Raw genomic sequence first — 24658 nt, forward strand, 5'->3', positions numbered from 1 at the left:
AAAAGGCTGTTTTTCAACGATTTTAGGAAAACTGGTGCCGCTTACAGGACTCGAACCTGTGACCCCCGCATTACGAATGCGATGCTCTACCAACTGAGCTAAAGCGGCAATCCGGCGTCCCGTTAGCCGCAGGTGCGGTTTGCGGCAAGACGCAAAAATGCCTTACACGGCGATGGAGGCCCGAGCCGGAATCGAACCGGCGTATACGGATTTGCAGTCCGCTGCGTCACCACTCCGCCATCGGGCCCCTCATGTGGTGTAGGGAAAGCGCCACTAGCGCCCTTCGCCCCGCATGGCAATCGGGCAAAAGACGGCAGCGGCGCTTTTCCTGTCTGGACCGGGCCTGCGATCAGACGTTCATGCCCATCGAACGGAACCAGCGCTTCACATTGCGCGCCGCCTGCCGCAGGCGCTGCTCGTTCTCGACCATGGCGATGCGGACATAGCCCTCGCCCTGCTCGCCATAGCCGACGCCGGGTGCCACCGCGACTTCGGCATGGGTGAGCAGCTGCTTGGAAAACTCGAGGCTGCCCATCTCGCGCAAAGCGGGCGGCAGCGGGGCCCATGCGAACATGGAGGCCGGCGGCGGGGGTATCTCCCACCCGGCGCGGCCGAATGCCTCGACCATCACGTCGCGGCGCGCCTGATAGAGATTGCGGTTCTTCTCGACGATGTCCTGCGGCCCGTTCAGCGCCGCGCAGGCCGCCGCCTGGATCGGCGTGAAAGCGCCGTAATCGAGATAGCTCTTCACCCGCGTCAGCGCCGCGATCAGCTCGCGGTTGCCGACGGCAAAGCCCATGCGCCAGCCGGCCATCGAATAGGTCTTGGACATCGAGGTGAACTCGACCGCAACGTCCTTTGTGCCCGGAACCTCCAGTATGGAACGGGTCGGCTTGCCGTCATAATACAGCTCGGAATAGGCGAGGTCGGAGATGATCCAGACGCTGTTCTCCTTGGCCCAGGCCACCAGCCGCTCGTAAAATTCGATATCGACCGTTTCGGCCGTCGGGTTCGACGGATAGTTGACGATCAGCACGGTCGGGCGCGGCACGGTGTGGCGCATCGCGGCCTCCAGCGCCTTCCAATAGCGATCGTCGGGCGTGGTCGGCACTTCGCGAATGGTCGCACCGGCCAGGATGAAGCCGAAGGTGTGGATCGGGTAGGACGGGTTGGGCGCCAGCACGACGTCGCCGGGCGCGGTGATCGCGGTGGCAAGGCTGGCAAGCCCTTCCTTGGATCCCATGGTCACGACGATCTCGCGCTCCGGGTCCAGCTCGACGTTGAAGCGCTTGGCGTAGTAGTTCGCCTGCGCGCGCCGCAGTCCGGGGATGCCCTTTGACTGCGAATAACCGTGCGCATCCGGCTTGGACGCCACCTCGCACAGCTTGTCGATGACATGCTGGGGCGGCGGCAGATCGGGGTTGCCCATGCCGAGGTCGATGATGTCCCTGCCCGCTCGACGCGCCGCGGCCCGCATGTCGTTCACCTCTGCGATGACATAGGGGGGAAGGCGTTTGATGCGGTAGAAATCCTGGCTCATCTCTCTCTTTTCCAAAGGCATTGATGCGCGGGCGATCCTTCGCGATTCTCGCTTGCCCGGCGCAGACCACGCCCATGCTTGCAGAAAATGCCCACCGCAAGGCAAATCACGCCACGATGTTTCGCAAAAGCCATGATGCGGTTGCCATTTTTCTTTGGCGGGACCACGATGCCAGCCCAAGGCGAGAGAGCGCAAAAGCCCGAGGGATGCAATGGCCACCAAGCAGAAGAACGGAAACGAAACCGGCAAGTCTGGCGACGATGCGGGGACAGCAGGCGGGCCAGCCGCCGCCTTTCCCGCAGCCCTGTTCGCGGGCCCCTTCACGACCATGATGGAAGGGCCGATGCGCGAAATGATGGCGATGCAATCGGCGGCAGCGCGCCAAATGATGGACGCGTTTCTGCCCGCTGGCGATTCGCCCGGCGAGGACAGCAGCGCGTCCGCAGACAGCCCTTCGTCAAGCCATGCGAACGAGTGGCAGGCGCTGGCCGCGCAGCTGACCGCGATGTGGCAGCAATTCGCCAGGGACAATCCCGCGCTTGCCGCCAGCGGCATGGCCGATCCCGCGCAATGGATGGAACTGACCAGCCGCTGGATGACGCAGTTCATGCCCGACGACGAGGCGAGCCGCCGCCTGCTCGCCGACAGCTTTGCCTTGTGGGAAACCATGGCCGGGCAATTCATGACCGCCACCGCCGAGGCCCAGTCCTCGCTTGCCGAGCTGCCGCGATCCGACAAGCGGTTTGCCGCCCCGCAGTGGCGCGACAATCCCGTGTTCGCGATGCTGCACCAGTCCTATCTGATGGCGGCCGAGCAGATCATGGACGCTGCCGCCAAGGCGGAAGGCCTGCCCGCCGATCGCAAGCTGCAGCTGTCCTTCTTCACCCGCCTGTTGACCGAGGCGATGTCGCCCGCGCATTTCCCGCTGACCAATCCGGTCGTGATCGAACGTACGCTGGAGACCGGGGGCGAGAATCTGGTCAAGGGCATGACGCACTTCCTGTCCGACCTGCAGGCGGGCCAACTGACCCACACCGACAAGGCCGCCTTCACGATCGGCGAGAATATCGCCTCGACGCCGGGCAAGGTGGTCCATGAAACGCCGCTGTTCCAGATGATCCAGTATACGCCGACGACGGACAAGGTGCTGTCGGTGCCGCTGGTAATCTTCCCGCCGTGGATCAACCGTTTCTACATCCTCGACCTGACGCCGAAGAAAAGCTTCGTGAAATACTGCCTCGACCAGGGGATCAGCACATTCATGGTCAGCTGGAAATCCGCCGATGCGTCGATGGCGGACATCGGGTGGGAAGATTATGTCGCCGCGCAGGAAGAGGCGATCGACGTCATTCGCGAACGGCTGAAGGTGCCGGCGGTGCATGCCATCGGCTATTGCGTGGCGGGCACGACGCTGGCGGCCACGCTGGCCAGCCTTTCGCGGCGGGGGGAGGACGACAAGGTCGCCTCTGCCACCTTCTTCACCGCGCAGGTCGATTTTTCCGAAGCGGGCGAGCTCAAGGCCTTCATCGACGAGCAGCAACTGGCCGCGGTCGATTCGCTGGCGACCGAGGGTTTCCTCGACGGGCGCTATCTGAGCCTTGCGTTCAACCTGCTACGCAGCCCGGACCTGCTGTGGAACTATGTGATCAACAATTACCTGCTGGGCGAGGACTACAAGCCGTTCGACCTGCTCTACTGGAACGGGCACGGCACCAACCTTCCCGCCCGCTTCCACCGCGAATATCTGCGCAAGCTCTATCACGATAACCTGCTGGTCGTGCCCGATGCGATCACGCTGAACGATACGCCGATCGACCTTAGCAAGGTCAGGACGCCGTGCTTCGTCCAGGCAGGGCGCGAGGACCATATCGCGCCGGCAAAAAGCGTGTGGAAGCTGACCCAGAACTTTTCCGGCGCAACCGAATTCATGCTGGCCGGGTCGGGCCATATCGCGGGCGTCGTCAATCCGCCCGAGGCACGCAAGTACCAGTTCTGGTCGCTTCCCGGCGAGTTCGGGGACAAGTCGCGCCGCCTGCCCGAAACGCTGGCCGAGTTTCTGGAGAGCGCCGTCGAGACGCCGGGCAGCTGGTGGGACCACTGGACAGGCTGGATCCGCTCCATCGACGCCGAGGAAGTCGCAGCAAAAGGCAAGCGCAAACCGGGTGGGCGCGGTGACACGGTCATTGAGGATGCACCGGGACGCTATGTAAAGTCTTGATCCGCCTGCGATAATTTCCGTAATCCGAATCGCCTTTCGCATTTTATGCTGCAGTCGCGCCGCGCGATTTGTGCACTGCACAAAAATGCTTTGACCTCAACCCCCTCAATCTGTATTGTGCACTGCAACATTACCGTAATCGGCGGGTTGCAGACCGGCTACCGGAAGAGACCATTCCGGATTGGCCGGTCGGGAAATTGCCCGGACAGGACGCATGAAGGTGGTTGCCATGGCAGACGACAAACAGGATCGCGACGCGGCAAAGGCCTATGAGGCCGCAGCCGGAAAGACAGCGGAAAAGGCGCAGACCAAAACGCCGTCGGGCGTGAAGCCTGCCGACGATTCGGCCAAAAAGGCCGCGCCCGCCAAGGCCGCTGCTCCGAAGGCATCCGCTTCGAAGCCGAAGCCGCCGGCAGCCAAGAAGCCGACGAAGCGCGCTGCCAAGAAGCAGTTCCCGGTCAAGACTCCCGCCCCCAAGAAGGATGGCTTGCCGAAACCGGCAATCGCATCGGCAGAGGGCAAGACGCCTGCGACCGCGACCGTGGCCTTGATGGCGTCGGACGTGTCCGATGCGGCGCCCCCGGCGCCTGCAAAGGAAACGGCACAAGCGAAGCAGGAAGCGCCTGCCAAGGCGGATCCTGTCAAGGAAGACGGGCCCGCAGCGGCGGCCAAGCCTACACCGAAGGCAGAAGCCAAACCGGCGCCCAAGGCAGAACCGGCGCCCAAGGCAGAGCCGAAGCCGGCTTCGAGCAAGCCCGAAACAGTTTCGCAGTCGAAGGAAAAGGCGCCGCTGGCCGCCAAGACCTCGACCGCCCCGGCCCCCGAGGCGCCGGCAAAGTCAGTCCAGACCCCTTTCAAGCCAGCGACTAAAATACAAGAAATCACCCAGGAGTTCGTAAAGATGACCGATGCTGAAATGATGACCAAGTCGTTCCAGAATGCGATGGCCGAAATGTCGGCAAAGTCGCAGGACGCCTACAAGAAGAGCACCGAAATGTTCAAGGAAGCCGGTGAGTTCACCAAGGGCAACCTTGAAGCCATGATGGAATCGAGCAAGATCTTCGCCAGCGGCATGCAGGAAATGAGCCGCAGCGCGATGGCCGACAGCAAGGCCGAGTTCGAAGAGCTGACCGCCGAAGTCAAGGAAATGGCCGCGGTGAAGTCGCCGACCGACTTCTTCCAGCTTCAGAGCGCGCTGCTTCGCAAGAACTTCGACAAGGCCGTTGCCATGTCCACGAAGAACACCGAAGCGATGCTCAAGCTTGCCAATGACGCCTCGCAGCCGCTCTCCTCGCGGATGAGCCTGGCGATGGAAAAGATCAAGGCAGCCTGATTCGTCGGCCCTGATTCGTCGGCATAGCCTCGCGTGCCCGGCAACGGGCATGCGGGCGGGTCGCGATTGCCGGATGACGCGATGGCCGGGTGCGGGAGACCGCATTCGGCCATCTGCATTTGCGCTTCTGAACGGGGCGATGGCCGCGCTCAGACGTCGGCTCGGCAACCGCCTCTTGTATGGCAGCGGTCCGATACGATATTCTGCGTGATGATGATGGCTCAGCATTCCGATTCCGTATTGTCCGAAAGCACGTCGTTTCGCGGCGAAGCTGGCGATTCCCGCCAGCCCGATCCGCGCGCACCAATTCGCACCGATCCGATCTGCGCGGACGAGGACGGCGACGACGCCGGAAAGGGCGGCGGCGGCGCAGGGCAGGTCGGCATCGCCACCCGCACTCGCGCCAAGCCCAAGAAGCCCAGCCAGTTCAAGGTGCTGATGCTGAACGACGACTACACGCCGATGGAATTCGTCGTGATGGTTCTGAAACGCTACTTCCGCATGGACATGGAACAGGCCACGCGCGTCATGCTCCACGTGCACCAGCGCGGCGTCGGTGTCTGCGGCGTCTATCCCTACGAAATTGCCGAGACCAAGGTGAACCAGGTGATGGATTTCGCCCGCGCCAATCAGCATCCGCTGCAATGCACGCTTGAAAAGGACTGATCCCCCGCCCCGGTAGCGCTTTGGAGAGGGTATGCCGGACGGGGCGTGACCTTCCTGCCTGATCCGACTATGGCGGGCGCAACCACAGCCGCCCGAAAGCCCGACCGGACTTGTTCAAGAATTTCATCACCGACGTCGACCGCTACATCTTCAAGCTCGTGCTGATGCCGATGCTGGGGACGCTGGCGCTTGCGGCTTCGCTGCTGATTCTCGACAAGATGCTGCGCCTGTTCGAGGTTGTCGCCGACGAAGGCGGCCCGATCGGCGTCATTTTCCGCATGCTGGCGAACCTGCTGCCCGAGTATATGAGCCTTGCGATCCCGCTTGGCCTGATGCTGGGCATATTGTTCGCCTTCCGCAAGCTGGCGACCAGTTCCGAACTCGACGTGATGCGCGCCGTTGGGCTGGGATACACAAGGCTGCTGCGCGTGCCCTATCTCATCACCATCGCGCTGGTCGGGCTGAATTTCCTGCTGGTCTATTTCGTCCAGCCGGTGGCGCGGTACGACTATTCGCGGCTGGCCTTCGAATTGCAGTCGGGTGCCCTCGGCGCATCGATCAAGGTGGGCGAGTTCACCACGCTTGAGGACCGCACCGCGCTCAGGATCGAGGAAAGCCGCGACAACGGGCGCGAGCTTTCGGGCATATTCGCGCGCATCACCCAGCCCGACGGCGACATGCTGTCGATCTCTGCACGTCAGGGACAGTTCCTTGCCAATGAGGAAGAGCCGAACACGATCATCCTGCGCCTGACCGACGGCACCATCGTACAGGACCAGGCCTCGATCCCCACCCCCCGCGTGCTCAGTTTCGCAAGCTATGACCTGCCCATCGACCTGCCGGAGATCGAGCGTTTCCGCACCCGCGGCGGAGCGGAGAAGGAATATATCCTGCCCGAATTGCTCTATTTCGGCTGGAACGACAGCGTGTCGGAGGAGATGCGCAACCAGACGCTGGCCAGCCTGAATTTCCGGCTGGTCGAGGTGGTGATGATGCTGCTGCTGCCGCTGCTGGCGGTGTCGCTCGCCATTCCGCCCAAACGGTCCAGTTCGACGCTGGGCGTTTTCGTGTCGATCGTGATGGTGGTCGCCTATCACAAGGTGAACCAGTACGGAGAAGACGTGGCGGCGCTTGGGCTGGTCAGCCCGATCCTGTCGCTGTGGGTGCCCTTCGTGCTGTTCGCGGCGCTGATCATCTGGATGTACTGGCGGGTCGCCTATGTGCCCGGCGGACAGGCCATCGCCTGGCTGGAAAAGGGCGCGGCATGGGTGTCGAAGCGGTTCATGGTGCTGTTCAGATTGCTGCGCTTCACCGGCAACCGCGAACTGGCCGCCAAGGCCCGCGCCGCCGAAGCCGAGGCCCGCGCCGCCGACGCCCGCAATGCGGAGCAACCGCATGCGTCTTGATTTCTTCCCGTCGAAGCGGCTGACGATCTATCTCGCCAAGATGTTCTCGGTACGCATCTTCGCGGTGCTGGCGATGCTGGTATTGGTGCTGCAGATGCTGGACCTGCTGGGCACCAGCGGCGACATTCTGGCCGCCCCCGGCAACGGTCAGGGAGAGCTTTGGACCTATGTCTCGCTGCGCGCGCCGCAGTTGGTGGCGCGTTTTCTGCCCTATTCGGTGCTGCTGGCGACGATCATCACGCTGGCGACGCTGAACCAGAACAGCGAGGTCATCGCCATGAAGGCCGCGGGGCTGTCGGCGCATCAGATCCTCGCTCCGCTGGTCGCAACCGCCGCGCTCGTTTCAGTCGGCAGCTTCATATTCAACGAACGGGTCGTGACCCGCGCCACCGCCACATTGTCCGCGTGGGAGGACGCCGAATGGGGCGCGATCCCCAGCGGCGAGCAGACGCGCAGCAATATCTACCTTGCCGAAGGGGACGCCATCCTTGCGGCGCGATCCGCCGTCGGCACCGGCAATGCGATGCAGCTGGTCGGGGTCACCTGGTATCGCCGCGATCCGCAGCTGATGCTGGCCGAACAATGGCGCGCCGACCGCGCGACCTATGCCAATCCGGGCTGGAGACTGGAAAATCCGGTCCGTTTCAACATCGCCACCGCGACGCAGGAACGCTTCGCATCGGCCGTTGTGGCGGAAGGCATCACCCCGCGCGAGATCGCGATCAGCAAGGTCGATGCGCAGTCGCAGAACCTGATCGATCTGACCGAATCGATCGATGCGCTGGAGGCGGCTGGCCGCCGGACCCAGGAGATCAAGGGCGAATGGTGGCACAAGATCTCGGGCCCGCTGTCGGCCTTGCTGATGCCGCTGCTGGGGGCCGTCGCCGCGTTCGGCCTTGCCCGGTCGGGCCAGCTGTTCGTGCGCGCGGTGATCGGCATGGGGCTGGGTTTCGCCTATTTCGTGGTCGATAACGCGGCCATCGCAATCGGCAATTTTGGCGGTTATCCGCCGTTTCTGGCCGCCTGGGCGCCGTTCCTGCTGTTTCTGCTGATCGGCGAAACGGTGCTTTTGAAGACCGAGGAATAAAACGCTTCGTCGCAGGCCGCGGAACCAATCCGTCATTAGTGCGTCCCTTGCCACAATTACGCCATATTGTTGGAGACGCACGATGAAGAAGATTGCCCTGCCCGCCCTCGCCGGCCTGACCATGCTTGGCCTCGCCGCCTGCAGCGAACCGGCCGATCCGGTTGCCGAGGAGGAGGCGATGATGGAAGAACCCGCCATGACCGATCCGGCGATGACCGAACCCGTCGTCCCCGGCCCGTCGGCCGACACGGTCGACGGGGACAGCATGAGCATCGACGAGAACGGCCTGGACGCGACCATTACCGATGGCGGCACCACCACGACCGTCGATGTCGACGACAACCCGTCGATGAGCGTCGAAAGCGACTGATCGCCTCGAACAACGAGATGAAGGGGCCGTCCGCACCATGCGGGCGGCCCTTTTTGCATTGCCGGTTCGCATGGCCCCTTTCTGATCCATGGCCCAAAGGTCAGTTGATATTCAGGCGTTGCATCTTAGTTACGCCCGGCATCTCTTGCATCGGGGCGGTGCCGGGCCTTGCTGGCCAGTGCCGCGTCCCCTGTGCTAAGGGCCGCGCGTTCCAGGACGAAAGCGTTTCGATTGCGCAAGTCCGTCACAAAGCATTTTAGACATGGCAAACAGCAACACCACCATCGCCGCTTCGCAGGGCGATACCGAAAAGCTCCCCTTCTGGAAAAGGTCGCACTACCTTGACCGGATGAGTTTGCGGCAGCTGGTTTTCGCCTATTTCCAGCACTACACCATCATCGCCTATCTGGGCCTGACCGCTTTGTGCGTCGTGGCGTTCGCGATCTATCCCACGACGGCCCTGCGCGCCGCGGCGTCATTTGCCGTGGCGCTGGTCGTCTATCCGCTCGTCTGGCATCTGCTGCATCAATATGTCCTGCACGGGCAATGGATGTACAAGATAAAGCCGTTGGCCGCGACGTGGAAGCGGATCCATTACGATCACCACCAGGATCCCAACCATCTGGAAGTGCTGTTCGGCGCGCTGCACACCACCGTGCCGACGATCTTCCTTGCCACCGCGCCCATCGGTTATGCGATCGGCGGCATCGGCGGGGCCGCGGCGGCGTTTGCGGGCGGCCTGCTGACGACCTGCTATTACGAATTCATGCACTGCATCCAGCACCTTGCCTTCAAGCCGAAGTGGAAATGGGTGCAGACGATGAAGCAGCGCCACGTCGAGCATCACTATTTCGACGAGGACGGCAATTACGGCATCACGAACTATTTCTGGGACCGCATGCTGGGCACCTATTACGAAAAGAAGGACCGTCCCAAGCGCTCGCCGACCGTCTTCAACCTCGGTTATGACGAAACGGTTGCGGCGCAGTGGCCCTATGTGAAGGACCTGTCAGGCGGCATCGCCTCGGGCCATCCGCGCCGCCGTGTTCGCGGCAAGGAAGGGTTCGATCCGAACGCCTCCAAGAATACCGTCGCCTGAGGACTGCCGTTACATGGGTGAGATCACCGTCGCGCCGGTGGGCAATCGTGCCGAGCGCAAGCAATTCGTCGATCTCGCCTACAGGTTGAACGCAGGCGATCCCAACTGGGTGCCGCCGCTTCGCGCCGAAGCGGCGGAAATGGTCGATCCGGCGAAGAACCCGTTCTTCCAGCATGCCGACGTGCAATTGTTCCTTGCCCGTCGCGATGGCCGCATCGTCGGACGCATTTCGGCGCATATCGACCGGCTGGCGCTGTCCATGCCGGTCGAACAGGGGTTCGGTCCGGGCTGCGGCCAGTGGGGCCTGATGGAGGCCGAAGACGAAGCCGTCTGCCACGCATTGATCGCGCGCGCCGAGCAATGGCTGCGCGACAAGGGCATGGACCGCGTACTCGCGCCGATCTCGCTGTCGATCTGGGAAGAGCCGGGCCTGCTGACCATGGGCCACGATCACCCGCCCATGGTGATGATGGGTCACCACAACCCGCACTATCAGGGCTGGATCGAAGCGCTGGGCTATGAAGCGGCGAAGATGCTGCGCACCTTCGATCTGGATGTGCGGGTCGAATATCCACGGCTGATCCAGCGCGTCATCGCCTCGGGCGAAAAGAACGAGAAGATCCGCATCCGCAAGGTGGACAAGAGCCGTTTCGACGAGGAAGCGGCCCTTATCCTCGACATATTGAACGACGCATGGTCGGACAATTGGGGCTTCGTGCCGATCACCGATGCGGAAGTCGCGCATACAGGCAAGAAGCTGAAGCCGCTGGTGTTCGAGGATCTGATCCGTGTCGCCGAATATGAGGGTGAGCCGGTGGCCTTCATGATGACGCTGCCCAACCTCAACCGCCCGATCAAGGAAGTGGGCGGAAGGCTGTTCCCCTTCGGCTGGTTCAAGCTGTTGCGCTGGCTGCGCAGGCCCTATCCCGCCGACATGCGCGTGCCGCTGATGGGGGTACGCAAGCGTCTGCAGGGTTCGCGGCTTGCCAGCCAGCTGGCCTTCATGATGATCGAATATATCCGCCGCGCCGCGGTCGAGGATTATGCCGCCATACGCGGCGAGATCGGCTGGATCCTCGACGACAACCAGGGCATGAACGCCATTGCCGAGGCGATCGATGCGAAGGTCAATCGCGAATACACCATCTATGGCAAGGCGCTGTCCCGCTGAACCCATATTTCCTCCTTTGAATCGGGAACTTCGGCGGGCGGCAACGCGTTGAGCGAGAGCGTAGCTGGGCAAGACCAGTTCCCGATCTGCACGGGGGTCCGATAGCGGCGCGATAGTCACAGGTCGCAAAGACCATGTTCAGGGATCCGCCACCAATGTCGAACACGCCCGCCAAGGAGGCCGATTACCGGATCGGCACGGCCTTGGTTGTCGAGGACGATCCCATTCTGGCCCTGTCGATCGAGGATATCCTGCTGGGCGGCGGATCGCCCGAAGTGACCGTCTGTTCCAGCACGCGGCAGGCACTGGCCGCGCTGGAACGCAAGCGTCCCGAAGTCCTCGTTCTCGATGTCCACTTGGTCGATCGGGACGACGGCTGGGCCGTGGCCGAACTGGTCACGGAACTGGGCCCGCAGGTTCCGCGTATCGTCTTTTCGACGGGCAACCCGCAGGCCATACCCGACGGGATCAAGGAAATGGGCAAGGTGCTGGTCAAGCCCTACGCCCCCGAGGCGCTGCTGGAAGCGGTCAGGGACACGCGCCGCACCGGCCTGTTCCAGCGGCTTCGCGGCGCCATCTCTCACGACTGAGATATTTTTGAGGACTTGACGGTTTAGGCCGACAGGTCGGTGACCGCGCATGCGGCGGGCCCGCCTATGGGTCCGTTTTCGTCATCCGCAACGGGACAGTTAAAAATGGGGCAATTAAAAAGGCCTCCGCCCCCTTGGGTGGGGCGAAGGCCTTTCGGGATCGTATCACCAACCGCTTTGGACGGGAGGGGGTCTCGGTGGGTGACAAGCCTATAATGAACGGCCCGCGATGCGGTTCCTGCGGGATCGAAAAAATTTGCGCCGCCGGTCGTTTTCGGCCCAACCCGCTGTTTTTAAGGGCGATTAAAGATAGGGCCGCGGGTTCGACAAATGGGGATCGTAACGCACGAACTGGCTGACCGCCTCGGGATCGGGGATCTCGATCGCGTTGAGAGACCAGCGCACCAGCCCGTCACGGCGAAGCGCCTGCATCGACCGGTTGGTATGGACGAGCGACAGGCCCAGCATGTCCGCGATCTGGCCCTGCGTGATCGACAGTTCGACGCGTCCGTTCGCTGCCAGGCAGGTTCCTTCCGCGCGTCTGAGGATGAACAGCGCGAGATAGGCGATCCGCTCCTTCGCATTACGCTGGCCCAGGGCGACGAGATGCTCTTCCAGCGCGGACTCTTCCTTGGCGGCGAGCCAGATCACGTCATAGCCCATATCCGGGTTCTGGCCGACGAAGTCGATGAACCGGTCGCGCGGAAAAACGCACAGCTGGGCCGGGGTCAGCGCCTCGACCCCATGCGTCATCGGTTCGTCCAGCATGGACTGCAGGCCGACGAGGTCCCCGGGGAACAGGAAATTGATGATCTGGCGGCGCCCGTCCTCCATCAGGCGAAAACGGATCAGCACGCCCGACAGCACCGTATAGATCTCGTTGCTTCGCATGCCCTGCGTCAATACCTGACCGCCGCGTTCCAGCGAAATCTCGCCTTGCTTGAACGCCTCGACCTCCCGGCGCCTCTCCGGCTCCATCTGGCGCAGCCCCGGGCAGTCGAGCAGTGGACAATCCGTACAGGGCGTCATCGCGGCGCCAACCTTCACGCCGCGTCCGTTCGTTTCGCTGTCAGTCCCCATTACCGCCCGTCCCAAGCCTATCTCGGCGCCGCCCAATCGGCGCATTCGCGAATTTTGCCTTATCTCCTTATTGTTTCCATGCTTAACCGCAATAACATATGGGAAAGCGATCGTTGACGACATTGCTTCGGGAACCGAAGCATGAGGCGTTCGTTGATGCCGGAACTGCCAAATAGGGAAGGGTTTTCATGTCACTTGGGGCCAAGATCGCCGCCAATCTCCCATATCTGCGCCGCTACGCGCGCGCACTGTCCGGATCGCAGAGCACGGGGGACGCCTTCGTGCGCGCCACGCTGGAAGCGATCCTTGCCGATGCCGAACTGAAGGAAAGCCTTGCTGAGGGCGGCCGCGTTCCGCTGTACCGGGCGTTCAGCAAGCTTTGGTCAAGCGCATTCCTGCAGGTTGCGGATGGCGACGATATGATCGGCGATCACGAAACCGCCGCGCAGGAGAGGCTGGCGGTTATCACGCCGCTGAACCGCCAGGCGCTGCTGCTCACCACGCTCGAGGATTTCTCGATCGCGCAGGCGGCCGAGATCATGGATCTGTCCGAAGGCGATGTCGAAGGTCTGGTGCAGGAAGCGGTGAGCGAGATCGATCGCGAATCGTCGACCACCGTCCTCATCATCGAGGATGAGCCGCTGATTTCGATGCAGCTTGAGGATCTGGTCCGTTCGCTGGGTCACGAAATCTGCGGCACCGCGGCGACGCGGACGCAGGCGCAGGACGTCATTGCCGAAAACATGCCCGGCCTCGTACTGGCCGACATCCAGCTTGCCGACGGTTCGTCGGGTCTGGACGCGGTCGACGATATTCTTGCCATCGATTCGGTACCGGTGATCTTCATCACCGCCTATCCGGAGCGCCTGCTGACGGGCGACCGGCCGGAACCGACCTATCTCGTCACCAAGCCGTTCCAAGAAAGCACGGTGCGCGCCGCGATCAGCCAGGCGCTGTTCTTCGGATCGAGCCGACCGCTGCCCTGATCGTTTCAAACTGATCTACGCCCGAACGCCCGGAACTTCGGTTTCGGGCGTTTTTGCGTGTGACTGTCTGATCGATCGGTGCCGCGCCGGGCTGATCGTCAGAAGGCGTCAGTCCGGCGCCACGTCCTTCTTCGCCCGGTCGATCCGCTGCTTCATCGCCTTGGCGCGCAACATGAACTCGCCCGGCGAACGGACGGGGATCAGCATGGTGCAGCGCACGCCCGACTGCTCGAAGATCAGTTCGACGGGATTGCGCAATTCGTGTGCCACGATCTTTTCGATGAGGTCGGTGCCAAAGCCGCGCTTGCGGTCCTGCGGAACCGGCGGCCCGCCCGATTCGCGCCACTGCACCCGCACCAGATTGTCCGAGACGAGGTCCCAATTGACCTCAACCTTGCCCTCGGCGGCGGAGAGTGCGCCATATTTCGCCGCATTGGTCGCCAGTTCGTGAATGGCAAGCCCCATCGACAGCGCATCGTTGGGCGCCAGTTCGACATGGGGGCCGTCCATCTCGACGACAGAATCGCGCCCCTGTGCATAGGGCGCCATTTCGACCTCGATCACCGACCGCACCGGCGTCGTCCCCCACTCCGACTGCGTTAGCAGATCGTGCGTCGCGGATAGCGCGCGAATGCGCCCATCAAGCGATTCGGCAAAGCTGTCTATCGAATCGGCACGGCGGCGGGTCAGCGACACGATCGAAAGCACATTGGCGAGCGTGTTCTTGACGCGGTGGTTCAGCTCGCGGGTCAGCGAATTGCGGATCGCCGCCTGCTCCTCCAGCAATTCGATGACCTGCCGCGCCTCGACCGCCTGCCGCGTCAGAAGCCATGCGATGGCAAGCGCCAGTGTCGAGCAGACCAGTCCCGCGATCAGCGCGATCATCGAAAGACGGCTGAGGGCTGCGGGCCGTATGGATTGCAGCACCAGCACCCAATCGCGATTGGCGATATGCACCGTCTTGCTCACCTTTTCGCCCCCGGCGTCGCCCGACACCATTTCGGCCATCAGGCGGTCGGGTGCGACGACCTCGTCATAGATGCTCATTCGGACTTGCCGGTTTTCAAGCCCTTCCAGCGCGGAATTGACGAAGTCCTGCGCATTGAACGGGCTGTAGATATAGCCCTTGAGAGCCCGCCGACCGTCTGGCCCCATGTCGAATACCGGCATGTAGACGAGGAAGCCCGCCGCATCCTTGCCGCCTTCCTGCATCAGGACGACACGCCCCGAAGCGGTCGGCCGCGCGGTTTCCTCCGCCTCCATCATCGCGCTGCGGCGTACCGGTTCGGAAAACATGTTATATCCGATGGCCCGCCGATTGCGGTCGGTCTCAGGCTGAAGATTGGTGACCGGCACCGCATAGACTTGGTCGCGGCGCGGAAGCGGATGAACCTCAAAGCCGGACGCGCCCGATTCGATCATGGATTGCTCGAAGTCGTGGATGTCATTCGCATCGACGCGTGCCGCCCAGCCGATGCCGTCCGCCCCGCGGAAATCGGAATCGAGCCGCAACTGGCCGATGAATGTCTGGAACAGCGGAGCGGGCACACTCTGCTGGCTGGCGAACAGCGCGGCGCCCGAACGCAGATAGGCGGCATTCGCATTTGCCCGCCGTTCCAGCGCGGCGCTCGCCTCTACCGCCAGCTGTTCGAGATCGGCGCGGCGCGCGTCGCTTTCGGCGTTTTCGATCGCCCACACACCCATCAGCGTCATGGCGAATATCGTCAGGAAAATCGCGAGGGGAAGAGCGCGCGGAAAGCGCGAGAACCAGCGCAGGGTCTTGCCCATTCTCCGGTCCATTCGCGGCAATCGCGTTCCTTGCCGGCCCAACCCCATTTTCATTCCATTGGCGATTTGCCCGCCCCTTAATTCCGGTTTTATCCGGTCAAGCTTTCTCACCGGTTACGCCAACGCCCGGGAATTCTCGATGAAACCGATTTACCGGCCCCAGATTGGGTCCCGGTTGTCTCTCGCATTGTGAACGGTTGCCATAAACTTATGTTCCGGCGGGAACCATCCTCGTCCGCTTTCGTTCCTCGGGTTAGCCACAATCGCATAAGGGCGCTCCGCGGCGGTCTTTCGCCTCCGGAACATATCGCGGAAACGGGAGGCCCGGGGCGATTGCGATGGGACCGCGATCAGGTGGATCCATCTCGTGCGGGGCGCAGTTTTTGAACCGAATGCGGAGGGCGCCGGACGGGCGCCGTCCATAACTGAATGAAATGACAGGTCAGAGCAGGGTGAAACAGGAACATATGCCAGATGAACCGACGCGCAGTCGCAAACGCCCGGAATGGGCGGCTGGACTGCGGCAGCTATACGATTCGGTTGTCGAAGAACCCTTGCCGGACACTTTCAGCGATCTTCTATCTCAGTTCGACGACGCAGGCGGCGAAGCATCCGCGGCCGATCCGAGCAAGAAGGGTGACGCCCGGTCGAAGGGTAAAGGCGCCTGATGGCTTACAAGTCCGATGCCGCTGCTGGCGGCAATGATGCCGGCGAAGGCCCCGTGATGAGCGAGGCAGAGCGTCAGCGCGAATTCAAACGCGAATTGACAGACGTTATCCCCCATCTTCGTGCATTTGCTCGCGGCCTCTGTGGACGGCCCGACCTTGCCGACGACTTGGTGCAGGAAGCGCTGATGAAGGCATGGGCCGCGCAGGAGCGTTTCCAGCCCGGCACGTCGATGCGCGCATGGACCTTCGTGATCCTGCGCAACGCTTACCTCACCGACATGCGCCGCAACCGGTTCCGCGCCGATTACGACGAGACGGTGGCAGAACGCATCCTGACGGCCCCGGCCGGACAGGAAGGACCGTTGCATCTGTCGGACATGCACCGCGCTCTCCTCACTCTTCCGCCCGAACGGCGCGAGGCCTTGCTTCTCGTCGGCGCAGGCGGCTTCAGCTATGAGGAAGCGGCGGAGATCTGCGGCTGTGCGGTCGGCACGATCAAGAGCCGTGTGGGACGCGCGCGCGCAGCGCTCAATTCCATGCTGGACGACGGCGACATCCCCCAGCGCTCGACCGACGATGCAGTTGCGCACAACGCAATCATGGGCGAACTCGACGCGATGGCCGAACCGCAGGTAAACGGAAACAGTTGATTCGCGCGGGCCGGGGGCCGCCATGGACGATTCCGTTGAACCGAAAACCGAAAGACAGGCAGACGACGGCACCGAAGCCATCGTGATCGACCGCTTTGATGACGAGCCGAGCCGGACCGTCATCCGGGTGTCGCGCGATCTCAACCGGCTGGCCTCCGCGCTGTTGCTGATCCTTGGGCTGGGCCTGTTTCTGGCCCTGCCCTTCGTGTTGTCGATCGGCGCGGTGCTGTTCCTGCCGCTGGTCACCGCCCTTGTACTGACGATCGTTCTCTCTCCGCTGGCGGACCGGCTGGCGCGCATGGGCGTGCCCAATATCATCGCCTCTTTCATGGCGGTGATCCTGTTCATCGCCATCGTCGTGCTGGCACTGGCGACCATATTGAATCCCGCCATCGCATTGTTCGACAGGATCCCGGTTCTCGTCGCCTCGATCGATGAAACCTTCACCCAGTTTCGCGGCCAGCTCGACTGGATCAACGAGCTGAACCAGCGGATCGGCAATCTGGCGGGCCGTACCACGGGCAGGGAAGTCGTGCTTGCGACGCCGTCGATGGTCGAGCGCGTCGCACTGGCGACCCCGCTGCTGGTGCTGGAGACGCTGCTGACCCTGCTGATGGCGTTCTTCATGATCGAGGCGCGCGTGCGCCTGCGCCGCCGGCTGCTGCTCGAACGCGCCGAATTCACCTCTTCGCTGCGCGCGGCACGGGCAATCCGCGACGTGCAGGACCGGGTGGCGAGCTATATTCTGACGGTCGGGCTCATCAATCTGGGCGTCGGCGTGGTCGCCGCGCTGGGCGCATGGGCGCTTGGCCTCGATGCGCCGGTGATGTGGGGCGGGCTTGCCGCCATGCTCAACTTCCTGCCCTATGTCGGCCCGCTGATCATGACAGGCATCCTGCTGCTTGTCGGCATGGGCACGGCAGAGACCCTGCTGCTGGGCCTTGTGCCCGCAGGCGCCTATCTCGGGCTGCATGCGGTGGAGGCGAATGTCGTCACCCCGGCCATTCTGGGCAAGCGCTTTACCGTCAATCCGGTGCTGATCCTGATCGCGATCAGCTATTTCACATGGATCTGGGGCGCGCTGGGCGCGCTGCTGTCGGTGCCGATCCTGATCACGCTCATCGCGATCTTCCAGCACCTTGGCCATCCGAACATCGTCGGCTTCCTGTTCGGAGAGTCGCTGTTCATCCAGCCGAGCGAGGACGAAACCAACTGAAAAAGGCCGGGCGTTTCCACCCGGCCTTTTCCTCGGTTCCAGATCCCGGCGTCAGGCCGAAGGATATGTCCAGGTACTGCCGCGAGCCATGTTCTCGGCCGCGAAGTCCCAGTTGATATGGCCGGTCGTGACCGCCTTCAGATAATCCGGGCGCACGTTCTTGTGGTCGAGGTAATAGGCATGCTCCCACACGTCGAGCGTGAGCAGCGGGTTCTTGTCGCCGATGGCGAGCGTGCCCGCGTCATGCGTTTCCTCGATCGACAGCTTGCCGCTGGAATCGGCGGCGAGCCAGACCCAGCCGCTGGCGAAGTGGCCGGCACCTGCCGACTGCAGCTTCTCGACCAGAGCGTCGAGCGAACCGAAGGCGCTGTCGATGGCCGAAGCCAGATCGCCCGACGGCTTGCCGCCGCTGGGTGCCATCGAATGCCAGTAGAACGCGTGGTTCCAGCTCTGCGCCGAATTGTTGAACAGGCCCTTGTCCCCCTTGGAATCGGCGCTGGCGATGATCTCTTCCAGCGAGGCATCGGCCATGTCGGTGCCTTCGATCGCGGCATTGGTCTTGTCGACATAGGCCTTGTGATGCTTGCCGTGGTGCGTCTTCAGCGTCTCGTCGGAAATCGCCGGGCTCAGCGCATCGTGGGAATAGGGAAGGTCGGGAAAGGCAATTGCCATGTGTTTTCTCCTGTTGATCTCGCGGGGAGGGACTTGGGGCTCGTTATACCAATCCACAAGGGCCGATTGAGTTGCGAGAAAGGGTTTTCTGGCAAGTTTTTGAAATCATCATGCGTGATCGGGGGCTCCGGCGGGCGCATGGCGATCTATCGCGCCAGTTACCGCAACATTCATCGTGACGTTCGCGATGGTCCGCACGATGTCGGGCAGCACCTCGACCGCGACCAGGATCGCCAGCGGTGCGACCGGCAGGCCCATCGCGATTGAAATGGGACCGATGGCGGATACGAAGCTGATCGAACCCGGCAGCGACGCCGATCCCAGCGTGGTCAGCGAGGCGACGACGATCCCCGCAAAGATCGCCGTGGCGCCCAGTTCGATGTCCAGCAAATGCGCGGTATAGATCGCGACCGCCAGATTCATCGCGGGGCCCGTTGCGCGGAACACGGTGACCGCCATCGGCAGCACGAAATCCGCCGTATCCTCGGCTATGCCCAGCCGACGCGCCGCCGCCAGCATAGGCGGCAGGCTGGCGAGCGAGCTCTGCGTCGACAGCGCGACGGCCTGCGAGGGCAGGATCGCGCGCACGAAGGCAGGCAAACCCGCCTTCGCCTTGACCGCGGCAATCAGATAGGCGGCCGCGAACACCGCCACGCCGATGGCCGACACGACCAGAATGTAATGCCCCAGCGTAGCCACCGCGCTCAGCCCGACGTTCGCGCCCAGACGCGCGCCCAGCGCAAACACGCCGATGGGCGCGACCTTCAGCACCCAGCCGATGATCACCAGCATGGCATTGGCGATGCTGGCGAAAAACAGGGCAATGGCATCGCGCTGGATCGGCCCCAGCCGCGTCGCCGCGACGGCAAGCGCGGCAGCGAAGATCACCACCGGTATCATCGCGGTTTCCGCCGCGGCGGCGAAGATGTTGGTGGGAATGAACGAAGTCACGAAATCGCCGAACGCGGGCAGCGGCCCCGCCTCGACATTGGCGAGATCGGCGGCGAAGCCTTCCGCCACCCCTTCGGGCACGGGAAAGGCCGCCAGGATCGCGGGCGTCAGGAAGGCGGCCATCACCGCGCCCCCCACCAGGATCGCGGCGAATGTGCCCAATGTCAGCGCAGCCATGCGGCCCGCCTGCGCCGCGCGGGCCATGTGCATCATGCCGGTGATCACCAGCGAGGCGACCAGCGGCACGATCGTGATCTGGAGCGCATTGAGCCATAATGTGCCGATGGGGCTCAGCACCTGCTCGATCCAGCCCTCTCCCCCCGCACGCCGCGCATAGGCGCCCAGCACGATGCCGCCCAGCAGCCCGCCCAGCGTCAGCCAGGTGGGCATGCGAATATCGGGCGTCTCCAGCGTGGCCGAATGGCGCGGTTTCGCACCTGACTCGTGCTGCGCGATGTCGTCCGGAATGATGGTCCCCCTTTCCTGCGCTGCCCGCAGGTGACATGAAGCGATTTCATGGGAGGTTTTCCATGCAGGCGCGCGGCCCCGCGTGCAAGACGCTTGATCCGATCTGAAGGCATTCGACTTGGGACGTAAATATTTCGGCACCGACGGCATTCGCGGCCGCACCAACACCGGCAACATGACCGCCAGCATGGCGATGAAGGTGGGTCAGGCCGCGGGCACCTATTTCCTGCGCGGCGATCACAAGCACCGCGTGGTGATCGGCAAGGACACCCGCCTGTCGGGTTACATGATGGAAAGCGCGATGGTCGCGGGCTTTACCAGCGTGGGCATGGACGTGGTGCTGCTGGGCCCGATGCCCACGCCTGCGGTGGCGCTGCTCGCACGGTCGATGCGCGCCGATCTGGGCGTCATGATCTCGGCCAGTCACAACCCGTTCGAGGATAACGGCATCAAGCTGTTCGGTCCCGACGGCTTCAAGCTGTCGGACGAGGACGAGATGGCGGTCGAGATCATGCTGGACCAGGAGCAATTGCTCGTGCCATCCAAGGACATCGGGCGCGCCCGGCGGATCGACGATGCGCGCGGGCGCTATATCCATGCGGTCAAGAACTCGCTGGCGACCGATATCCGGCTCGACGGGCTGAAGATCGTCGTCGATTGCGCGAATGGCGCGGCCTATGACGTGACGCCCCCTGCCCTCTGGGAACTGGGCGCGGAAGTCGTGTCCATGGGCGTGGAGCCGGATGGCCTCAACATCAATGACGGCGTGGGCTCGACCAGCCCAAAGGCCTTGCAGGAACGCGTGGTGGCCGAAGGCGCGGATATCGGCATCGCGCTCGACGGCGATGCCGACCGGCTGATCGTGGTCGACGAAAAGGGCCGCACGGTCGACGGCGACCAGATCATGGCGCTGATCGGGCGCGACTGGAACCGCGACGGGCGGCTGCGCGGCGGCGGCGTGGTGGCCACGGTGATGAGCAATCTGGGGCTCGAACGCTTTCTCGAGGGCGAAGGCCTCTCGCTGATCCGCACCGCTGTCGGCGACCGCTATGTGCTTGAGAAAATGCGCAGCGGCGGCTTCAACGTGGGCGGCGAGCAGTCGGGCCACATGATCTTGCTCGACCATGCGACCACCGGCGACGGCACGGTCGCAGCGCTGCAGGTGCTGGCCGCACTGGTCGGATCGGGCAAGCGGGCAAGCGAAATGCTGCACCTGTTCGACCCGGTGCCGCAGGTGCTGAAGAACGTGCGCTTCGCAGGTAATCCGCTGGAGAGCGATGCGGTCCGGAAACTGATCGCCGATGCCGAGGCGCAGCTGGCAGGCCGCGGGCGGCTGGTGATCCGCAAATCGGGCACCGAACCAGTCATCCGCGTCATGGCCGAAGGCGACGACGAGGGCGAAGTCAACAGCGTCGTCGACGCGATCTGCGACGCGGTAGGAGCGAACTGATGCTGGAAATGCGCGTATCCTGCGAACGCTGCGGCGAGGCACTGCCTGCCGAGGCGCATGGCGCCTTTATCTGCAGCCTGGAATGCACCTTCTGCGCAGCCTGTGCCGAGGCGCTGGACGACAGCTGTCCCAATTGCGACGGCGAGCTCACCGACCGCCCCACGCGCAGCAAGCACGTGCAGGAGCATCTGGCCCGCAAATGAGCATTCCCGAATGAAAACCCCGCGTATTTTGGTCATCGCCGGGTCCGACAGTTCGGGCGGAGCGGGCATTCAGGCCGACATCAAAACGATCACCATGCTGGGCGGCCATGCGATGACCGCGATCACCGCCATCACCGCGCAGAACACGCTGGGCGTTCAGGCGGTGGAAGTCCTGCCGCCCGACATGGTGCTGGCGCAGGCGCGCAGCTGCATCGACGATATTGGCGTGGACGCGGTCAAGATCGGCATGCTGGGCTCGCCCGCGATTGCCGAAGCGGTTGCCGATCTGCTGCAGGATATGGACGCGCCGGCGGTATTCGATCCGGTGATGGTGGCGACAAGCGGATCGGTGCTGGCGGACGAGGCGACCGTCGCGGCTTTTCAGAGACTGATGGCGCTGGCCGCGCTGACCACCCCCAACGTGCCTGAACTCGCCGCGCTGGGCGGGCCAGAGGCATTGTCGGGCAAGGGCATCGCCTTCCTTGCCAAGGGCGGCGATGCGCCGGACGATCCGGTCACCGACACGCTTTACCGGCCCGGCCACGATCCGCTGCCGTGGCAAAGCCCGCGCATCGACACGCGCCATACCCATGGCACCGGCTGCACGCTGGCCAGCGCGATCGCAACGGGTCTGGGCGCGGGCCTCGATCTTGTCGCCGCGATCGAACAGGCGCGCGCCTTCACCCGTGCCGCCATGCTGGCCGCGCCCGGCCTTGGGCAGGGCAGCGGCCCGCTGGGCCAACAGGCGGTGCGGCTCTAGACCGCCATCTTCTCGGGGATCGGCACTTTCACCGGGCAGGACAGCTTATAGAAGCCGACAATCCGCTCCCACGCTTCCTCCGCCGTCTCGACGATGCGGAACAATTCGAGGTCCTCGCGGCTGATCACGCCCTCGTCGGCCAGCGCGTCGAAGTTGACGACCTTGCTCCAGAAATCCTTGCCGAACAGGAAGATCGGGATCGGCTTCATCTTGCCGGTCTGGATCAGCGTGATCAGCTCGAAGAATTCGTCGAACGTGCCGAAACCGCCGGGAAACACCGCCACCGCACGGGCGCGGAGCAGGAAATGCATCTTGCGCAATGCGAAATAATGGAACTGGAACGACAGGCGCGGGGTGACATATTCATTGGGCGCCTGCTCGTGCGGCAGCACGATGTTGAGTCCGATGCTCTCCGCCCCCGCCTCGCCCGCGCCGCGATTGGCGGCCTCCATGATGGCCGGGCCGCCGCCGGATGTGACGACGAACTGGCGCTGCCCATCCTCGATCACCGCGCAGGAACTGGCCATATAGGCCAAGCGCCGCGCTTCGTCATAGTACCTGGCCTTGGCGGCAAGATTCTCGATCACCTTGCGCCCGCGCGGATCGCTGTCGGCCTTGGCCAGCATGTCTTCGACCATGTCTGGCGCGGGAATGCGGGCAGAGCCATAGATGACGAGCGTCGAACCGACGCCCGCTTCCTCCAGCATGGTCTCGGCCTTCAGCAGTTCCAGCTGGAACCGCACGGGCCGCAGATCCTCGCGCAGCAGGAAATCGGTGTCCTGGAATGCCAGCCGATAGGCGGGATGCCGGGTCTGCACCGTGTCGCGCGGCGATGCCTCGCTGAACGCGGCCTCGTCCTCTGCCTTATAGAATTTGCGCGGGGTCAGTGCGCGGTCGGCGTCTTCGGGCTTGCCGTGGGGGCCGGGTTTGCCCGGCTCCACCGGCGGTTCCTTGCGATCGGTCATTCCATCTCCATCAAACCTTGCGCAGGGGGAACCATGCGCCATCATGCCGTGACGCCGCCGACCCCTGCCTGCAAGACCGATATGGGGGGCGAACCGTGCTGGCCGCAAGGGACGGGCAGAGGAAGTTATTGCCGGGCCGGATCGGCGGTGATGCGCAGATCCGTTTGCGGTCCTAGTCCTCGACCACCTTCATCAAGCGCCGTTCCAGCAGGGACAGCACGCCGCCGAGTTCCTGTCCGCGCTTCAGCACCTGCCCCGCCTCGCCGAACAGGGTCCACATGCCCTGCCGGTTGCGCAGCGCCGGGCATTTCTCGATCCGGACCTGCGGGCGTTCGGCGGCGCGGCGAAAGGCGGAGAAGCTGGCGGCATCCTTGCCGAAATCCATCGCATAGTCGCGCCACTGGCCCGCAGCGACCATGCGGCCATACAGGTCGAGAATGCGATTGAGCTCGATCCGGTCGAAACCGATCTGCTGCGCGCCGCGGCGCGGAATGGGGACGACATTGCTCACAGAACGCTCCCCCATACGGAGCGCGAATGGCCTGCCATCATCCGTTTCCGACCTCGTCTCTCAGCGTATCGTCGGGGCTGCCGGCGGTGTCGTCCAGGTGCCCGGCCTCTTCCTTGCGGCGCGGCAGGACTAGCGGCCCCTGCCCCTCGCCCGCACGCAGGCGGTCGATCTCGGCCTTGAGCGCGGCGATCTGTTCCTCCAGCTCGTCCACGCGCGGCATGACCGGTTCGCACGGGTCCTTGCACGGCGTGCCATAGGGCATGAATTGCCTTTGATAGGTTTCCGCCGGCACCAGCGTCGAGCGCGCCTTCTGCCCGATCATGGTCGCGCCCGCGGGCACATCCTCGATCACCACCGCCGCCGCGCCGATGCGCGCACGCTCGCCAATGGTGACGGGGCCGATGATCTGTGCGCCCGATCCCACGATCACCCCGTCCAGCAGCGTCGGGTGGCGCTTGCCGGGAATGCCGTTGGTCGGATTGGTGCCGCCCAGCGTGACGCATTGATAGATGGTGACATTGTCACCGATCTCCGCCGTCTCGCCGATGACCGAAAAACCGTGGTCGATAAAGAAATTGCGGCCGATCTGCGCGCCCGGATGAATGTCGATGGCGGTCAGGAAACGCGCGGTGTGGTTGACCACGCGCGCCAGGAAGAACAAGCCGCCGCCATACAGCCAGTGCGCGATGCGGTGCATCCCCAGCGCCAGCACGCCCGGATACAGCAGCACTTCCCAGCGCGAGCGGGGGGACGGATCGCGATCCGCCACGGAATCGAGATAGGCGATCAGCCGTTCAAACATCGCTGTAT

Annotated in this window: 24 protein-coding genes and 2 tRNA genes; 16 read left to right on the forward strand and 10 right to left on the reverse strand. The window is 63.6% G+C overall.

The annotated features are described in order from the left end of the window. Positions 1 to 32: 32 nt before the first annotated feature. The 3 genes from AC4FIJ_RS08935 to AC4FIJ_RS08945 all read right to left on the reverse strand — a co-directional run bounded on the left by AC4FIJ_RS08935 (position 33) and on the right by AC4FIJ_RS08945 (position 1540). Positions 33 to 108, reverse strand: a tRNA-Thr gene (locus AC4FIJ_RS08935). A 65-nt stretch (positions 109 to 173) separates the two neighbouring features. Next, positions 174 to 247, reverse strand: a tRNA-Cys gene (locus tag AC4FIJ_RS08940). Positions 248 to 349: 102 nt separating this feature from the next. Continuing rightward, positions 350 to 1540, reverse strand: coding sequence for an LL-diaminopimelate aminotransferase (locus AC4FIJ_RS08945; protein ID WP_490336372.1), 1191 nt, complete (start codon positions 1538 to 1540; stop codon positions 350 to 352). Positions 1541 to 1751: 211 nt separating this feature from the next. On the opposite strand from AC4FIJ_RS08945, the gene AC4FIJ_RS08950 reads away from it, so the two are divergent. The 9 genes from AC4FIJ_RS08950 to AC4FIJ_RS08990 all read left to right on the forward strand — a co-directional run bounded on the left by AC4FIJ_RS08950 (position 1752) and on the right by AC4FIJ_RS08990 (position 11480). Further along, positions 1752 to 3758 carry a PHA/PHB synthase family protein gene (locus tag AC4FIJ_RS08950; RefSeq protein ID WP_490336373.1) on the forward strand — a complete coding sequence of 669 codons (2007 nt, stop codon included), beginning with the start codon at positions 1752 to 1754 and terminating at the stop codon, positions 3756 to 3758. Between the two features lie 214 nt (positions 3759 to 3972). Next, the gene (locus AC4FIJ_RS08955; protein ID WP_490336374.1) at positions 3973 to 5091 is read left to right on the forward strand and encodes a phasin family protein; all 1119 of its coding nucleotides are present in this window, start codon (positions 3973 to 3975) and stop codon (positions 5089 to 5091) included. A gap of 216 nt (positions 5092 to 5307) precedes the next feature. Next, the gene (gene clpS / locus AC4FIJ_RS08960) at positions 5308 to 5757 is read left to right on the forward strand and encodes an ATP-dependent Clp protease adapter ClpS (RefSeq protein WP_490336454.1); all 450 of its coding nucleotides are present in this window, start codon (positions 5308 to 5310) and stop codon (positions 5755 to 5757) included. Positions 5758 to 5867: 110 nt separating this feature from the next. Continuing rightward, positions 5868 to 7163, forward strand: a complete 1296-nt coding sequence (locus AC4FIJ_RS08965; protein WP_490336375.1) for an LptF/LptG family permease — start codon at positions 5868 to 5870, stop codon at positions 7161 to 7163. Then, a complete protein-coding gene (gene lptG / locus AC4FIJ_RS08970; protein ID WP_490336376.1) occupies positions 7153 to 8250 on the forward strand; it encodes an LPS export ABC transporter permease LptG in 1098 nt (365 codons plus the stop codon). The genes AC4FIJ_RS08965 and lptG overlap by 11 nt, the downstream gene beginning before the upstream one ends. Positions 8251 to 8332: 82 nt before the next feature. Further along, positions 8333 to 8620: a hypothetical protein gene (locus tag AC4FIJ_RS08975; protein WP_490336377.1), complete on the forward strand. Its 288-nt coding sequence runs from the start codon at positions 8333 to 8335 to the stop codon at positions 8618 to 8620. A gap of 262 nt (positions 8621 to 8882) precedes the next feature. Further along, a complete protein-coding gene (locus AC4FIJ_RS08980) occupies positions 8883 to 9719 on the forward strand; it encodes a sterol desaturase family protein (RefSeq protein ID WP_490336378.1) in 837 nt (278 codons plus the stop codon). A gap of 13 nt (positions 9720 to 9732) precedes the next feature. After that, positions 9733 to 10890: an N-acetyltransferase gene (locus AC4FIJ_RS08985; RefSeq protein WP_490336379.1), complete on the forward strand. Its 1158-nt coding sequence runs from the start codon at positions 9733 to 9735 to the stop codon at positions 10888 to 10890. A gap of 155 nt (positions 10891 to 11045) precedes the next feature. Beyond that, on the forward strand, positions 11046 to 11480 hold the full coding sequence (locus AC4FIJ_RS08990; RefSeq protein ID WP_490336380.1) for a response regulator: 435 nt from the start codon (positions 11046 to 11048) through the stop codon (positions 11478 to 11480). 303 nt (positions 11481 to 11783) lie between these two features. Here AC4FIJ_RS08990 and AC4FIJ_RS08995 read toward each other — a convergent pair whose 3' ends face one another. Next, complete coding sequence (locus AC4FIJ_RS08995) at positions 11784 to 12560, reverse strand: Crp/Fnr family transcriptional regulator (protein WP_490336381.1); 777 nt, start codon at positions 12558 to 12560, stop codon at positions 11784 to 11786. A gap of 188 nt (positions 12561 to 12748) precedes the next feature. On the opposite strand from AC4FIJ_RS08995, the gene AC4FIJ_RS09000 reads away from it, so the two are divergent. Next, positions 12749 to 13546, forward strand: coding sequence for a response regulator (locus AC4FIJ_RS09000; RefSeq protein ID WP_490336382.1), 798 nt, complete (start codon positions 12749 to 12751; stop codon positions 13544 to 13546). Between the two features lie 108 nt (positions 13547 to 13654). On the opposite strand, the gene AC4FIJ_RS09005 is transcribed toward AC4FIJ_RS09000, so the two are convergent. Beyond that, entirely contained in the window at positions 13655 to 15334 is a 1680-nt protein-coding gene (locus AC4FIJ_RS09005) for a CHASE domain-containing protein (protein ID WP_490336383.1), read from the reverse strand. 467 nt (positions 15335 to 15801) lie between these two features. Here AC4FIJ_RS09005 and AC4FIJ_RS09010 point away from each other — a divergent pair, with 467 nt between their 5' ends. From AC4FIJ_RS09010 to AC4FIJ_RS09020, 3 genes are read left to right on the forward strand one after another with little or no spacing between them, the layout of a single operon-like run. Continuing rightward, positions 15802 to 16002 (forward strand): NepR family anti-sigma factor, encoded by a 201-nt coding sequence (locus AC4FIJ_RS09010; protein WP_490336384.1) that lies wholly within the window; start codon positions 15802 to 15804, stop codon positions 16000 to 16002. Positions 16003 to 16058: 56 nt separating this feature from the next. Then, the gene (locus AC4FIJ_RS09015; protein ID WP_490336455.1) at positions 16059 to 16652 is read left to right on the forward strand and encodes a sigma-70 family RNA polymerase sigma factor; all 594 of its coding nucleotides are present in this window, start codon (positions 16059 to 16061) and stop codon (positions 16650 to 16652) included. 22 nt (positions 16653 to 16674) lie between these two features. Further along, on the forward strand, positions 16675 to 17868 hold the full coding sequence (locus tag AC4FIJ_RS09020) for an AI-2E family transporter (protein ID WP_490336385.1): 1194 nt from the start codon (positions 16675 to 16677) through the stop codon (positions 17866 to 17868). 51 nt (positions 17869 to 17919) lie between these two features. Here the strand turns inward: AC4FIJ_RS09020 and AC4FIJ_RS09025 are convergent, their stop codons facing one another. Beyond that, positions 17920 to 18540, reverse strand: coding sequence for a superoxide dismutase (locus tag AC4FIJ_RS09025; RefSeq protein ID WP_490336386.1), 621 nt, complete (start codon positions 18538 to 18540; stop codon positions 17920 to 17922). Between the two features lie 108 nt (positions 18541 to 18648). Beyond that, positions 18649 to 19881, reverse strand: a complete 1233-nt coding sequence (locus AC4FIJ_RS09030; RefSeq protein WP_490336387.1) for a dicarboxylate/amino acid:cation symporter — start codon at positions 19879 to 19881, stop codon at positions 18649 to 18651. A 196-nt stretch (positions 19882 to 20077) separates the two neighbouring features. Here AC4FIJ_RS09030 and glmM point away from each other — a divergent pair, with 196 nt between their 5' ends. From glmM to thiD, 3 genes are read left to right on the forward strand one after another with little or no spacing between them, the layout of a single operon-like run. Then, a complete protein-coding gene (gene glmM / locus AC4FIJ_RS09035; protein ID WP_490336388.1) occupies positions 20078 to 21409 on the forward strand; it encodes a phosphoglucosamine mutase in 1332 nt (443 codons plus the stop codon). Then, a complete protein-coding gene (locus tag AC4FIJ_RS09040) occupies positions 21409 to 21612 on the forward strand; it encodes a DUF1272 domain-containing protein (protein ID WP_490336389.1) in 204 nt (67 codons plus the stop codon). Before glmM ends, AC4FIJ_RS09040 begins: the two co-directional genes overlap by 1 nt. A gap of 10 nt (positions 21613 to 21622) precedes the next feature. Further along, positions 21623 to 22372, forward strand: coding sequence for a bifunctional hydroxymethylpyrimidine kinase/phosphomethylpyrimidine kinase (gene thiD, locus AC4FIJ_RS09045; protein ID WP_490336390.1), 750 nt, complete (start codon positions 21623 to 21625; stop codon positions 22370 to 22372). Here the strand turns inward: thiD and AC4FIJ_RS09050 are convergent. The 3 genes from AC4FIJ_RS09050 to epsC all read right to left on the reverse strand — a co-directional run bounded on the left by AC4FIJ_RS09050 (position 22369) and on the right by epsC (position 24650). Beyond that, a complete protein-coding gene (locus AC4FIJ_RS09050; protein WP_490336391.1) occupies positions 22369 to 23337 on the reverse strand; it encodes an LOG family protein in 969 nt (322 codons plus the stop codon). The two genes, thiD and AC4FIJ_RS09050, sit on opposite strands and share 4 nt — an antisense overlap. Before the next feature lie 172 nt (positions 23338 to 23509). Next, positions 23510 to 23848: a DUF2794 domain-containing protein gene (locus tag AC4FIJ_RS09055; RefSeq protein ID WP_490336392.1), complete on the reverse strand. Its 339-nt coding sequence runs from the start codon at positions 23846 to 23848 to the stop codon at positions 23510 to 23512. A gap of 37 nt (positions 23849 to 23885) precedes the next feature. Continuing rightward, positions 23886 to 24650: a serine O-acetyltransferase EpsC gene (gene epsC, locus AC4FIJ_RS09060; RefSeq protein WP_490336393.1), complete on the reverse strand. Its 765-nt coding sequence runs from the start codon at positions 24648 to 24650 to the stop codon at positions 23886 to 23888. Between the last annotated feature and the right edge of the window lie 8 nt (positions 24651 to 24658).

This window comes from Croceicoccus sp., assembly GCF_983967925.1.

What these genes read in the sequence shown, in the direction of transcription:
- AC4FIJ_RS09040 (WP_490336389.1), top strand. Translation starts at nt 21,409, where the DNA reads ATGCTGGAAATGCGCGTATCCTGCGAACGCTGCGGCGAGGCACTGCCT.
- AC4FIJ_RS08985 (WP_490336379.1), top strand. Translation starts at nt 9,733, where the DNA reads ATGGGTGAGATCACCGTCGCGCCGGTGGGCAATCGTGCCGAGCGCAAG.
- lptG (WP_490336376.1), top strand. Translation starts at nt 7,153, where the DNA reads ATGCGTCTTGATTTCTTCCCGTCGAAGCGGCTGACGATCTATCTCGCC.
- AC4FIJ_RS09015 (WP_490336455.1), top strand. Translation starts at nt 16,059, where the DNA reads ATGAGCGAGGCAGAGCGTCAGCGCGAATTCAAACGCGAATTGACAGAC.
- AC4FIJ_RS08980 (WP_490336378.1), top strand. Translation starts at nt 8,883, where the DNA reads ATGGCAAACAGCAACACCACCATCGCCGCTTCGCAGGGCGATACCGAA.
- AC4FIJ_RS08950 (WP_490336373.1), top strand. Translation starts at nt 1,752, where the DNA reads ATGGCCACCAAGCAGAAGAACGGAAACGAAACCGGCAAGTCTGGCGAC.
- AC4FIJ_RS08945 (WP_490336372.1), bottom strand. Translation starts at nt 1,540, where the DNA reads ATGAGCCAGGATTTCTACCGCATCAAACGCCTTCCCCCCTATGTCATC.
- thiD (WP_490336390.1), top strand. Translation starts at nt 21,623, where the DNA reads ATGAAAACCCCGCGTATTTTGGTCATCGCCGGGTCCGACAGTTCGGGC.
- AC4FIJ_RS09025 (WP_490336386.1), bottom strand. Translation starts at nt 18,540, where the DNA reads ATGGCAATTGCCTTTCCCGACCTTCCCTATTCCCACGATGCGCTGAGC.
- AC4FIJ_RS08975 (WP_490336377.1), top strand. Translation starts at nt 8,333, where the DNA reads ATGAAGAAGATTGCCCTGCCCGCCCTCGCCGGCCTGACCATGCTTGGC.
- AC4FIJ_RS09010 (WP_490336384.1), top strand. Translation starts at nt 15,802, where the DNA reads ATGCCAGATGAACCGACGCGCAGTCGCAAACGCCCGGAATGGGCGGCT.
- AC4FIJ_RS08995 (WP_490336381.1), bottom strand. Translation starts at nt 12,560, where the DNA reads ATGGGGACTGACAGCGAAACGAACGGACGCGGCGTGAAGGTTGGCGCC.
- AC4FIJ_RS09000 (WP_490336382.1), top strand. Translation starts at nt 12,749, where the DNA reads ATGTCACTTGGGGCCAAGATCGCCGCCAATCTCCCATATCTGCGCCGC.
- AC4FIJ_RS09050 (WP_490336391.1), bottom strand. Translation starts at nt 23,337, where the DNA reads ATGACCGATCGCAAGGAACCGCCGGTGGAGCCGGGCAAACCCGGCCCC.
- AC4FIJ_RS08955 (WP_490336374.1), top strand. Translation starts at nt 3,973, where the DNA reads ATGAAGGTGGTTGCCATGGCAGACGACAAACAGGATCGCGACGCGGCA.
- AC4FIJ_RS08990 (WP_490336380.1), top strand. Translation starts at nt 11,046, where the DNA reads ATGTCGAACACGCCCGCCAAGGAGGCCGATTACCGGATCGGCACGGCC.
- clpS (WP_490336454.1), top strand. Translation starts at nt 5,308, where the DNA reads ATGGCTCAGCATTCCGATTCCGTATTGTCCGAAAGCACGTCGTTTCGC.
- AC4FIJ_RS09005 (WP_490336383.1), bottom strand. Translation starts at nt 15,334, where the DNA reads ATGGGCAAGACCCTGCGCTGGTTCTCGCGCTTTCCGCGCGCTCTTCCC.
- AC4FIJ_RS09020 (WP_490336385.1), top strand. Translation starts at nt 16,675, where the DNA reads ATGGACGATTCCGTTGAACCGAAAACCGAAAGACAGGCAGACGACGGC.
- epsC (WP_490336393.1), bottom strand. Translation starts at nt 24,650, where the DNA reads ATGTTTGAACGGCTGATCGCCTATCTCGATTCCGTGGCGGATCGCGAT.
- AC4FIJ_RS09030 (WP_490336387.1), bottom strand. Translation starts at nt 19,881, where the DNA reads ATGCCCACCTGGCTGACGCTGGGCGGGCTGCTGGGCGGCATCGTGCTG.